The organism is Stieleria sedimenti, from assembly GCF_025060895.1.
Classification (GTDB): domain Bacteria; phylum Planctomycetota; class Planctomycetia; order Pirellulales; family Pirellulaceae; genus Stieleria; species Stieleria sedimenti.
In genome coordinates this window covers 46,343-58,960 of record NZ_JANZKV010000147.1, presented here as the reverse complement: position 1 = coordinate 58,960, position 12,618 = coordinate 46,343, and the positions used below count along the sequence as shown (strand labels likewise).

Below are 12,618 nucleotides of genomic sequence, written 5' to 3'. Positions count from 1 at the left end.
TTCCTCGGGCGCTTACGTCGGTCGCTACGGGAACCGAATTGCAAAGGGCGAATTTACACTCAATGGTGAAACGTATTCGCTGTTGAAAAACAATGGGGGAAACCACCTGCACGGTGGTGCGATCGGCTTCGACAAGGTCGTCTGGACGGTGGAGAACTACGACCCAAACAAGTCTCTGGCCCTTTCGTATCTTGCCAAAGACAAAGAGGAAGGCTACCCCGGCAATCTGAAGCTCAAAGTCACATACACGCTGAAAACCGACAATTCGCTGGTTGTTGACTACCACGCCACCACCGACAAAGCGACACCGGTCAACGTGACCCAACACACTTATTTCAACCTGAAGGGAGAAGGCGAAGGCACGATTCTCGATCACAAACTAATGCTAAACGCCAAGAGCTACACGCCCGTTGACGAGGGTTTGATTCCCACCGGTGAGATGCCTGGCGTGGCCGGAACGCCGTTCGACTTCACGACCGACAAAGCGATCGGTCGCGACATCGACCAGGACAACGAACAGTTGAAATTCGGTGGTGGCTTCGACCACAACTGGGTGCTGGACAAAGGCGACCAGCAAGGCGAACTCACGTTGGCCGCGCGGGTCCACGAACCGACGACGGGACGCGTGATGGAAATTCACACGACCGAACCCGATGTTCAATTCTATTGCGGCAACTTCTTAGACGGGCGTTTAACCGGCAAAGCGGGCAAGCCCTATGTTTATCGTGGCGGCTTTTGCTTGGAGACCCAGCACTTCCCCGATAGCCCCAACCAACCGAATTTTCCTTCAACGATCCTCAAGCCGGGCCAAACACTTCAATCACAAACCATCTTCAAGTTCTCAGCAAAATGACCTGTAGGAGATGGGCAAAAACTCCCTGGGTGAACCATATGAAAAATCATCTAACTCTACTGGCCGGCTTATTGCTGTTCGCCTCCACGGCCCAAGCATCCGACAAGCCCAACATCATCGTGATCCTTGCCGATGACTTGGGCTATTCCGATTTGGGTTGCTACGGCGGTGAGATCAACACTCCCAACATCGACGCTTTGGCGACCAATGGCGTGCGGATGACTCAGGTCTACAACTCGGCGCGATGCTGCCCCAGTCGCGCATCGCTGATGACAGGGCTGTATCCGACTCAGGCGGGTATCGGCGACTTCACGACCAGCAAACCCAATCCGAAGCGTGGTCCGGGATACCTTGGCCGACTGCGCGATGATTGTTGTCCAATCCCCATCACCAAACGGCGTCGCCATCGCACAAGGCGGCAGGCAGCACGGGTACGCACTGCACTTCGTCGACGGCAAACCGGCATTGGATGTTCGGGTCAACGGGCAAGTCAAGCGTTTGCAGTCCGGTGTCGCTGTCTCGGGAAAGATCGAACTGACCGCAACGCTGTCTGCCGAAACGATGACGCTGGCCATCAACGGCGATTCGCCGATCAGCGTCGAGTCCCCCGGATTGATTCCAGTTCAACCAGTCGACCGCCTCAGCGTTGGCTTCGACGATCAAACCTCCGCAGGCAACTACTCATCCCCCAACCGTTTCAACGGACAAGTCCTCCGTCACAAGGTTCGGGCATTGAAGATTGAACGGGCAAAAGATGAATGAGCGACCCGAAACGTACTTCCTCTAATACTTCCCCACGACCATCACCCAGCTTAGCGAGTATCCCCCATGCGACCCCTCTTATTTTTTTGCCCCCCAATTTTTTTGCCCCTCATCTTCCTAACCTCCACTCTCGACGCCCAAGAGATCGTGGACACGTGGAAATACAAGCTCAGTGGTCCGGCCAAAGAGTGGCGAGCGGTTGACTTTGACGACTCGGGATGGAAGGAAGGTTCCGGCGGGTTCGGCGTTCGTTCGACGCCGGGGTCACGAGTCGGGACGAACTGGGCGACGAAGCAGATTTGGTTGCGGAAATCGTTTGAATTGGGTTCGGTGCCCGCCAAACCAGCGCTGCTAATCCATCACGATGAAGACGTCGAGGTTTTCATCAATGGCAAACTGATTGCCAAAAAACAGGGATTCACCAAGCAATACGAAGTGATGCCGATCCCAGAGAACAAACGCTCGGTGCTCCAAGAGGGAAAGAACGTGATGGCCGTTCGTTGCATCCAAAAAACGGGCGGTCAGTTCATCGACGTGCATTTGGTTGACGCCGACCACGTGCCCAAGTTGCCGCCCGGCCAGCGCAACACGAAACCATTCGAGTCCGAATTGATCACCGAGTGGGGCGCGGAGGTCACGGCCGAAAACGCGTGGACTGAATACCCGCGTCCGCAAATGAAACGCGACAACTGGACGAACCTGAACGGCAACTGGGACTACGCCGTCACTCCGATCGAGCAAGCCGACGCACCGACAAAGTGGGATGGCGAAATTCTTGTGCCCTACTGCTTGGAATCAAAACTCGGCGGCGTCAAGCGGTTGCTCGATGCGACCGAAGCCCTTTGGTATCACCGCACGTTCGTCGCCAAGAAATCGGACGATCAGCGATCGTTGCTGCATTTTGAAGCCGTCGATTATCGCTGCGAAGCGTTCGTCAACGGCCAGAGCGTGGGCACACACATTGGCGGCAACACGCCGTTTTCATTCGATGTCACCGATGCGATCCAAGATGGCGAAAACAAATTGGTCGTTCGCGTAGAAGACGCCACCGAAGCGTGGCAACTTCGCGGCAAGCAAGTCTTGAACGCTCGTGGCATCTGGTACACGCAGGTGTCAGGCATCTGGCAAACCGTTTGGATGGAACAAGTCCCCGCCAACTACCTGCAAGACGTCAAAGTCTCCACCGACGCCAAGGCAGGCAGTATCACGGTCAAGCCAATCGCAACGACTGGCGGCAAAGCCAAAGTCGTCCTCAAAGATGGCGACAACGTGGTCGCCGAATCAACAGGCTCCGGCACCATCACCGTCACGGTGCCCGACGCCAAACTCTGGTCGCCAGATTCGCCGCATCTTTACGACATCGACGTCACGTTGCTCAGTGATTCAGGCGAGGCACTTGATCAAGTCACGACCTACGCTGGTATCCGCGATGTCGGCAAAGTCAAAGGCGCCGATGGTCACTGGCGATTCACGCTCAACGGCGAGACCATCTTTCATTGGGGACCGCTCGACCAAGGTTGGTGGCCCGACGGTTTGCTGACGCCGCCATCGGACGAAGCGATGTTGTTCGATATCGAGTGGCTCAAAGAAGCCGGGTTCAACATGATCCGCAAACACATCAAGGTCGAACCGCGTCGTTACTACTACCACTGTGATCGGCTGGGCATGATGGTTTGGCAAGACCAAGTCAGTGGCGGCGTCGGTCGCAATCAAGGCTGGCCCGAATGGACGCGACTGAAACCGAATCCGGTCGACGCGAAGTGGCCGCCCAAACAGCACCAGCAGTACATGGCCGAACTCGAGGAGATGATCGGCTCGTTGGAAAGTCATCCTTCGATCGTGTGCTGGGTTCCGTTCAATGAAGCCTGGGGGCAGCATCAAACAGTAGAGGTTGGACAGTGGACATCCAAGCGTGACCCAAGTCGTTTAGTCAATGTGGCCAGCGGCGGCAATTTCTGGCCGGCCGGTGACATCGTTGACCACCATCAATACCCACATCCCGGATTTCCGTTCGACCTGAACACCAACGGCCGCTTCGACGATTACATCAAAGTCGTCGGCGAATTCGGCGGCCACGGGTTCCCCGCGCAGGGACATCTGTGGGATGCCAACACGCGGAACTGGGGCTACGGCGGATTGCCAAAGAACGAAGCTGAGTACAAGCAGCGGTATCAGACTTCGATCAAGATGCTGGATGAGTTACAGAGCAAAGGCATTGCCGCGGGCGTCTACACACAGACCACAGACGTCGAAGGCGAGATCAACGGCTTGATGTCCTACGATCGCAAGGTCATCAAAATTCCAGCCGACGAGTTGGCCAAAATCTCAAAGCAATTGTTCGATGATCAACCGCCGACCGAAAGCGACAAACAAGCCGCGATGGCGGACCAGTTCAAACCGTCGGCCTTCATCGAAGTGCCAACGGATCGCAAGCCGAAACCGGTTATGAATGCCGAGACGATTCGTGCTGGACTGCAATCGCACGACAAGGCTCTTTACATCAAATCAGGTTGGATCCGCGATCCTTACATCACGCTGGCACCGGATGGTTATTACTACCTGACCGGGACTCAGCCCAACGAAGGCGATCCGCGAGAGCAGACTAATCCTTACAACATCGGACTTGGTGATGCGAGCATTGTCGGCAATCAAGTTCGCGTCTATCGCAGTCAGGATTTGATCGAATGGGAATCGCTCGGGGCGATCTTCGATGGCGATTCGATCTATCGAGGTGACAAACGCAAAAGGAAATCCGCACAGCGCATTTGGGCTCCCGAAGTTCACTGGATGCCGCAACTGAGCGAGAGCGGGCGTTGGGCGTTGGTTCATTGCCCGAAACAAGTTTCAAGCCTCGCGTTGTCGCCCGGCGAGACACTTCAAGGTCCGTGGACACACCCGATGAACGGCGACATGGGCCAACGGCATGACCCGTCATTGTTCACCGACGATGACGGATCAGTATGGATGCTCTGGGGGAACACTTATGTCGCCCCGTTGAACAAAGACCTGACGAAATACATCGGCAAAACCGTTCGCATTGATCCGTCGGGAACACGTCCCGGGCCTGATGGCGTGGACATTCGCCGGATCGGCCACGAAGGTGCAACAATGATCAAAGTTGGTGGCAAATACGTTCACTTGGGCACCGCATGGTCGACCGACCGCGGGCGGCAAGGTTCTTACAATTTGTACTACAGTGTCGCCGACAAGATCACCGGACCGTACGGCCCGCGAAAGTTCGCCGGTCGCTTCATCGGCCACGGTACGCCGTTTCAAACCAAGGATGGCAAGTGGTGGTGTACCGCGTTCTTCAACGGCAACGTTCCGCCGCTTCCTCGCGAAGGCATTGAAACCACGGACATCGGCGACAACGCCAAAACGATCAACGAACAAGGCGTCACGATCGTGCCGATGGATGTTCGCATGCTCGACAACGGCGAAGTCTACATCCGCGCCAAAGACCCCGCCTACGCCACCCCCGGCCCCGACGAAGCTCAGGAGTTTTGATGATGGACCTCGGAAGATTGGGCAAAAAGATTTGCGGGCAAAAAAATTCAGAACCGAGTTGTCCGCTAACCCCTTCACTTTCGTCCCTCCCATTTTTTGCCCTAAATGCTTCCTGACAAACACTCCCCCGACCGGACCGCCTCGATGACTCGATTGAAAATATTCCATCTACTACTTCTCGCACTGATCGCGGCGATGTTGCCCAGCAATGCGACCGCGGCGGAACAACCCAACATCATTCTCGTGTTCATCGACGACATGGGATGGGGAGACTTTTCGTGCTTCGGCAACGACGACGCTGATACGCCGCACATCGACCGGCTGGCCACCGAAGGCATCCGCTTTGAACAATTCTACGTCAACTCGCCGATCTGCTCGCCCTCACGAACCGCGATCTCCACCGGCCAGTATCCGCAGCGTTGGCGGATCACGTCGTTCTTAAACAACCGCAAGGACAACAACCGCCGCGGCATGGCGCAGTGGCTTGATCCGACGGCACCGATGCTGGCCCGATCGCTGCAGCAAGCCGGTTACGCAACGGGACACTTCGGCAAGTGGCACATGGGCGGCCAGCGCGACGTCAACGAAGCCCCCGCGATCACCGAATACGGGTTCGACGAATCGTTGACCAACTTTGAAGGCATGGGGCCGAAGTTGTTGCCGCTGACGCTAAAGCCAGGCCAGCAGGAGCCCGGTAAAATTTGGGGCAAAGCCGAGAACTTGGGCGAGGGCTATCGCTGGATGCTTCGCAGCGAGATCACCACCGGATTTGTTGACGCAGCATTGCCGTTCATCGACAAAGCGGCCGATGCTGGCAAACCGTTCTACATCAACCTTTGGCCCGATGATGTTCACGCACCGTTTTGGCCACCGGTGGAAACGTGGGGCGATGGTTCCAAGCGACGGCTTTACTTGTCCGTCTTGGAGTCAATGGACCAGCAATTCGGCAAACTGTTCGATCGGATTCGTGACGACGAGGCTCTTCGTGACAACACGTTGATTCTTGTTTGCTCCGACAACGGCCCTGCGCAAGGCGCTGGCGAAGCCGGACCGTTTCGCGGTTTCAAGACCCAGCTTTACGAAGGCGGCATTCGTTCGCCGCTGATCGTTTGGGGGCCAGGTATGGTCAAGAAGCAAAACCACGTCGACAAGCAATCGGCGTTCTCCGCCATCGACCTCGTCCCGACTCTGCTGAAACTGACAAACACTCCGTTTCCCGATGATGCCGCATTTGATGGCGAACCTCTCGTCGACACGTTGCTCGGCGAAGGAGGATCACGTCAGGCACCGATCTTTTTCCGCCGCCCTCCAGACCGCGATGCCTTCTACGACGACAAAGACCTGCCAGATTTAGCCGTCCGATCGGGCAAGTGGAAACTACTTTGCGAATACGACGGCAGCGACGTGCAACTGTACGACTTGAGCGGCGACTCAGCCGAGTCGATAAACGTTGCGAGTCAGCATCCCGAGGTGGCCACCGACCTGAGCAAATCGCTTTTGGATTGGCATCAATCCATGCCGCCGGACAACGGCCCCAACCTTTAACGACAACTTTTTAACAACGCTTTCTATACAGAACGACTGTGGTTCCCAACGGAAAACTATGAGCACTTTGAATCGACGAGACGCCTTGAAAGCGACCGCTGCCACGATCGCAGCCCCGATGTTCATTCCCGCGAGCGCACTGGGCAAAGACGGCGCGGTCGCTCCCAGTGAACGGATCAATGTTGGTTTGATCGGGCTGGGGGCTCGCTGCCGGCGTATCGCCACTGACACACTCAAGAATGTGCCAACGATTAACATCGCGTCAGTAAGTGACTGCCTTCCTTCGCGGTTGGACACGTTTACCGCTGCGGTCAGCCCCGATGCGACCTGGAAGCGTTACACCGAGTTCCGCGAAATGATCGAGAAGGAAAATCTCGATGCGGTGATGATCGAAACGGCCACGCACCAACGGGCTTGGATCGCTTGCAATGCCATGGCTGCCGGGATGGACGCGTGCATCGAAAAGCCGATGTCGCTGACCATCGCCGAAGGTCGCGAGATGGTTCAGTGCGCTCGCAAGCACGACCGCGTCACACAAATTGGAACGCAACAACGTTCCAACCCCATGACCAACTGGGCCTGCGGCTTGATTCAAGACGGCAAGATCGGAACCGTTCGGCGGGTCAAGACGATGAACTTTGTCGGCCCGGTTCCCATTCCCGGCGGCATGCCGAAACATCCGATGCCCAAAGGTTCCCAGGGGCCCGAAGGTTCCGATGGCACGAAGTGGTGGGACACGTGGACCGGCCAAGCCGATTTCCACGAGTACAATGCCAACCTGTTTTACAACTGGATCAACTACGTCGACTACGACGGCGGCGGGCGCAGCTTCGGCGTCACCGGTTGGGGTGCTCACGCGTATGACCAGATTCAAAACGGTTTGGGAACCAGTGACACCGGGCCGGTCAGCATCACGTTGATGGAGAACGTTCGTGATTTCGATACTGGCATGTCGGACTTCCATCGCCCGACCGACGATGATCCGGCCGCAGCACTGGCGGGCGAACCCAAAGAGATCGTCGGACCAGTCGGTCGCTGTGTGATGCGTTACGAAAATGGAACCGAGATTGATTTTGGTTTGACCAACGATCAAGGCCCATCGTTTGGTGCGGTCTTTGAAGGCACGCAAGGTAAAATCGAGATCAATCGCAACAAGGTTGCGTCGAACCCGAAAGAGTTGACGGCCAGCGACGAGAATCCGGGTTTGCTGAAAGGATCGCAGAACAATCCGCACATCCAAAACTTTGCCGATTGCGTGAAGAGTCGCAAGACGGCCAACGCGGACATCGAGTTCGGTCATCGCAGCACGACGATCTGCTACTTGTTGAACATCGCCCGCGCCGTCGGCAAGGTTGGCGAGGAGTTGAAGTGGGATCCGAAAACGGAACGCTTCACGAATTGTGACGAAGGCAACCAGCTGCTCAGCCGTGAACGCCGCAAAGGTTGGGAATTGCCGTCGTAATTCGCCAATTGATTTCGCTAGCGGAAGTCGTCGAGACTTTTGGTCGGCAGAGATCGAATCTTTTGACGAGTTCCGCTACATCATTGGTTAACCCCGCAATTTAGAATAACACGTCCCCTGAGCCAGCCACATCCATGACACGATCCCACACCAACATCACCCGTTTCTCCGCTGCGGTTTGCCTCACGCTGCTGCTCTGTTTCGGATCAACGCTTCAAGCGTCCCAACCCAACATCGTGTTCGTCTTTACCGACGATCTGGGCTGGGGCGATCTCGGCGTCTTCTATCAGAACGAATCCAAGCACGACAAAACGCACCAAACCCCACACTTCGATCGACTCGCCGCGGGCGGCTTGCAAATGCGAGCCCATTACTGCCCCGCACCGGTGTGTGCTCCCAGCCGTTCGTCGCTGTTAACCGGCGTTCATCAAGGCAACGCGGTGGTGCGGAACAATCAGTTCGATAAAGCTCTTGAAGACAACCACACGCTCGGTTCGGTGCTCCGCGAAGCCGGTTACCGAACTTGCATGATCGGCAAATACGGTTTGCAAGGCGGCCCGAAAGAGAAGCAACAAAACGGCACGCCGGCCGATTGGCCCGCGTATCCGACCAAGCGTGGGTTCGACGAGTTTTTTGGCTACGTCAGCCACTACGCCGGGCATCTGCACTATCCCAACGACCCGTGGGAACTGGCCAACGAAGGACACCAAGGAACGCCCGACTTGTGGCATTCGGACGAGTCAGGCGACCGCGAAATTAGTGACTCGTAGTCGAAGTGTTACACGACGGACCTGTTCACCGCGCGAGCCAAACATTTCTTGAAGACACATGTTGAAAGCCGCCCCGATCAACCGTTCTTTTTGATGCTCAACTACGACACGCCGCACGCGGCGCTACAGATCCCGACCATCCCGTATCCCGACGGCGGCGGAACGGATGGTGGGCTGCAATGGACCGGCGGGAACGACCCAACTTCGATTGACCAACCGGCGATCAACACAGCTGATGGCGAAGTCGACACCTTCATTCATCCCGACTATGCCGACCAAGATTGGTCGGACGCGGAAAAGCGTTTCGCGACGATGGTCCGTCGGATTGATTCCGCCGTCGGTGATTTGAACGAGACTTTGGAAGAACTCGGTCTGGCCGAAAACACGCTCGTCGTTTTCACCAACGACAACGGGCCGCACCACGAAGCCTATTTCAAAGGCGAATCGTGGGGATCGTCCAGTTACACGCCGCAAGCGTTTCAGTCCTACGGTCCGTACGACGGAACCAAACGAGATTGCTGGGAAGGCGGCATTCGGATGCCGACGCTGGTTTGGTGGAAGGGCAAGGTTGCCGCCAACCGAATCGACAACACACCGTCTCAGTTCCATGACTGGATGGCGACGTTGTGTGATGTCGCCGACGTCCCCGCACCAGCACGATGCGATGGCGTGTCGCTGTTACCCACGCTGACGGGAAAGGGCAAGCAACCCGAAAGCCTCGTTTACATCGAATACCTCAACGGCAGTAAGACCCCGGACTACGAAGACTTCCTGCCATCGCGACGATCCACACCTCGCAAAGAAATGCAAGTGATCCGGATGACGGCAGGCGATGGCAAGTCTTACAAAGGTGTTCGCTACAACATTCAATCCGCCGAGGATGACTTTGAAATCTACGACGTGGAGGCCGACGTCGATGAAGCGAATGATCTGGCGGGATCGTCCGAAGCGATGAAGCAGTTGCAGCGGCGAATGAAGGCGAAAGTGCTGCAACTTCGCAGCACGAATGATTCAGCCGTGCGACCTTATGACGACGCAGTGATTCCCGCATCGCAAAACGCATCGCCGGGCTTTCAGGTTTCCCGGTCGGACCTGCCCGACAACGTTTCGTATGTTCCGGCACCACGAGGCGAATCGCAGCCCGTCGCGGGCGATGTGATCCGTAACAATCAAGGAAAGCTGACGTTCGTCGCACCGTCCGCCGGTGTTTACGAAGTTCGAGGTGTCTTCGCGATCGCCAACAAAGGGGCGAACACAGTCAACGTGCAAACCGAATCGGCGTGTTTCATGCGGTTGCACGAAGCACACGCGATTGATCTGCCCAGCGGCGGTGAAGCGACCAGCACCAAACGCATCCTCGCCGTGGGCGATCATCCTTACACCCTGATGATCCGAGCAGAGAATGTTGGTGCAACGACCGTTTGGTCGATGAACTGAGATCACATTGCAGCCTGCTAACCACAATCCACTTAACAGAAAACACCATGCAACCGATGACCAATATCGGTTCTGCCGGTCGTACGGACTAGAGACAGCGTGAACGTCAGATAACCTCGACTATGTCGTGAAGGATTGCGGATTTTGTCGCATGCTCGGATTGTTCGAATCATCGGCACCAGCGCGAAACTCTCTCTTTTTGGAATTTTCGTGTAAGGATACAGAAACCGTGTGTTTAACTGCTGTCGGGTAAAATTTTGATTTCCCACAGCAGTTGACGGCTCCGTATGACACAGTTCCCCGAAACACGCGAAAGCCTGATCATTCAGGTCAAAGACCCGGACAATCGGGTTGCGTGGGAGCAGTTTGTCGCGATCTATCGGCCAGTGATCGTTCGGACAGCAGCGAAGCGGGGCATGCAAGCCGCCGATGCCCAGGATCTGGCTCAGCAAGTCTTGTTGGCAGTGGCTTCGGCAATTGGTGACTGGGAAAAGCGAGACGAGTCGACGCGATTTCGTCATTGGCTGGCCCGAGTCACACGCAATGCCATCGTCAATGCGCTCACTCGTGGAGCGAAAGACCGGGCGGCGGGTGGCTCATCGGTCCAAGAGTTATTGGCGCGGCATCGGCAACCCGATCCCGAAACGGAATCGCTGATCAACTGGGAATATCGCCGCCAGGTTTACCCATGAACTAAGCCAACCAATGAACACAATACGCCCCATATCTCTATCGCCGTAGAAATAGCGATTGGCGCACCGCTGTTCCTGGCGCTACAATTTCTATTGCTATAGATATGCAAGCCACCCCCGGAATCAGCCATGCCTCCGCTTACGCCTACTCAACCTACCGAGCTTGAGCTTCGAATTCTTAAAGTCTTGTGGTGCGATTCTCCAAAAACCGCCCGTGAGATTCGAGAGGCACTGGCGGCGCACTGCCGACACTTGGCGCATACGTCTGTGATCACGACTCTGCAGAAGATGGTCGCGAAAAGCCAGTTGACGCAGCTTGATCCAGTCGAGGGAAAGGCGTTTCGATTCGAGCCGTTGGTTTCCGAGGCGTCGGTGTCGAAAAAGATGCTTGGCGATTTGGTTGATCGTGTCTTTGATGGGTCGGCCGAAGCAGTTCTGCTGAATTTGTTTGACGTGTCGGAACTTGACCCGGAGTCCCTGAAGCGGCTGCGTCGTGCGTTTAATCAGAAGATGCGGGAGAAACAGCAATGAATGGTTTCTGGCATCATTGGCTTGACGGAAATTGGACACATGTCTTCGCTCTTTCGCTCGCCCATTTTCTCTGGCAAGGTGTGTTGGTTGGCTTGGTTGCGCTGGGTCTGGATTGGATGGCGCGTGGAGCATCGGCAAGTTCTCGATACCTTTTGCACTTGGTCGCGTTGGTCAGTTTGCCGGTGTGCTTTCTTTTGACGTTGAGTATTGTGGACCTCCCCGAGTCGATGCAAGCCGTTACCGTCGCGAGTGCAGGTGTATCAAACGATTCGGGGTCTTTTCCGTCAGAAATCAACCGTCCACCTGCAGCACAGTCGACCGGAGCGTATGAAATTCCGGATAACTCGACGGTCCAATCCACGATAACTGCCGTACCGGAAGAGTCTCAAGTAACCGTAGGCTCGCCGGCAACAACCGAGGCCCACCGCATCGGCTCCGCACTCGTCGCTCGAAACCAACATGCTTGGCTGCCGAGTCTTGCGCCGGCGATTGTCGCGACTTACCTGCTTGGAGTCGTGGTGTTTCTCATTCGACTAACGCTTGCCGTCTGGGGCGGGCATCGATTGAGATCGACCTCGCAGCCGATTGATGATGCGAATTTGTTCAACATCGTGGTCGATCAAGCACATCGTGTTGGACTGCGAATTGTGCCCGTCGTCGCGTTATGCGAAAGAGTTGCCGTGCCGACCGTCATCGGTGTCGTGCGACCGATGGTGTTGCTACCAGCTTCGATCATTACGGGACTTACTCCGGATCAGTTCTCCACAATCATCAGCCATGAGCTGGCACACATTCGACGTTATGACTTGCTAGTGACTTTGCTTCAACGCACCATTGAATCGTTTTTCTTTTTTCACCCGGCCGTCTGGTATCTAAGTCGGCGGATCAGTCGCCAGCGCGAAGTGTGCTGCGACGATCTGGTGGTTTCAACCGGGCATGGACCGATGGACTACGCCGGAGCCATGTTGCGAATGGCTGAATTGTGTGTGGCGGCTAACCCAACCGGAGCCATCGCAGCAACCGCGACGGGAACTGACGGTTCGCAATTCGAGTCTCGGG

General features: G+C 56.1%; 7 protein-coding genes and 3 pseudogenes. All 10 read left to right on the top strand.

What is annotated here, in order from left to right; genetic code table 11:
- The coding region (locus tag NZK35_RS19035) for an aldose epimerase family protein (protein WP_259634108.1) at positions 1 to 853 on the top strand (853 nt) is incomplete at its 5' end.
- Between the two features lie 38 nt (positions 854 to 891).
- Positions 892 to 1,168, top strand: a pseudogene (locus NZK35_RS19030) (sulfatase-like hydrolase/transferase); the annotation flags it as partial.
- A 51-nt stretch (positions 1,169 to 1,219) separates the two neighbouring features.
- The gene (locus NZK35_RS19025) at positions 1,220 to 1,615 is read left to right on the top strand and encodes a hypothetical protein (RefSeq protein WP_259634110.1); all 396 of its coding nucleotides are present in this window, start codon (positions 1,220 to 1,222) and stop codon (positions 1,613 to 1,615) included.
- A gap of 102 nt (positions 1,616 to 1,717) precedes the next feature.
- On the top strand, positions 1,718 to 5,122 hold the full coding sequence (locus NZK35_RS34725; protein WP_323379646.1) for a family 43 glycosylhydrolase: 3,405 nt from the start codon (positions 1,718 to 1,720) through the stop codon (positions 5,120 to 5,122).
- Between the two features lie 144 nt (positions 5,123 to 5,266).
- Entirely contained in the window at positions 5,267 to 6,667 is a 1,401-nt protein-coding gene (locus NZK35_RS19010) for a sulfatase-like hydrolase/transferase (protein WP_259634107.1), read from the top strand.
- 58 nt (positions 6,668 to 6,725) lie between these two features.
- Complete coding sequence (locus NZK35_RS19005; protein ID WP_259634106.1) at positions 6,726 to 8,129, top strand: Gfo/Idh/MocA family protein; 1,404 nt, start codon at positions 6,726 to 6,728, stop codon at positions 8,127 to 8,129.
- Positions 8,130 to 8,263: 134 nt separating this feature from the next.
- A pseudogene (locus tag NZK35_RS19000) lies at positions 8,264 to 10,336 on the top strand (sulfatase-like hydrolase/transferase).
- A 287-nt stretch (positions 10,337 to 10,623) separates the two neighbouring features.
- Complete coding sequence (locus NZK35_RS18995; protein WP_259634105.1) at positions 10,624 to 11,028, top strand: RNA polymerase sigma factor; 405 nt, start codon at positions 10,624 to 10,626, stop codon at positions 11,026 to 11,028.
- Positions 11,029 to 11,157: 129 nt separating this feature from the next.
- Positions 11,158 to 11,559 (top strand): BlaI/MecI/CopY family transcriptional regulator, encoded by a 402-nt coding sequence (locus NZK35_RS18990; RefSeq protein ID WP_259634104.1) that lies wholly within the window; start codon positions 11,158 to 11,160, stop codon positions 11,557 to 11,559.
- Positions 11,556 to 12,611, top strand: a pseudogene (locus tag NZK35_RS34945) (M56 family metallopeptidase); the annotation flags it as partial. The gene NZK35_RS18990 and the pseudogene NZK35_RS34945, both read left to right, overlap by 4 nt.
- Positions 12,612 to 12,618: the final 7 nt, after the last annotated feature.

What these genes read in the sequence shown, in the direction of transcription:
- NZK35_RS18990 (WP_259634104.1), top strand. Translation starts at nt 11,158, where the DNA reads ATGCCTCCGCTTACGCCTACTCAACCTACCGAGCTTGAGCTTCGAATT.
- NZK35_RS19010 (WP_259634107.1), top strand. Translation starts at nt 5,267, where the DNA reads ATGACTCGATTGAAAATATTCCATCTACTACTTCTCGCACTGATCGCG.
- NZK35_RS18995 (WP_259634105.1), top strand. Translation starts at nt 10,624, where the DNA reads ATGACACAGTTCCCCGAAACACGCGAAAGCCTGATCATTCAGGTCAAA.
- NZK35_RS19005 (WP_259634106.1), top strand. Translation starts at nt 6,726, where the DNA reads ATGAGCACTTTGAATCGACGAGACGCCTTGAAAGCGACCGCTGCCACG.
- NZK35_RS19025 (WP_259634110.1), top strand. Translation starts at nt 1,220, where the DNA reads ATGATTGTTGTCCAATCCCCATCACCAAACGGCGTCGCCATCGCACAA.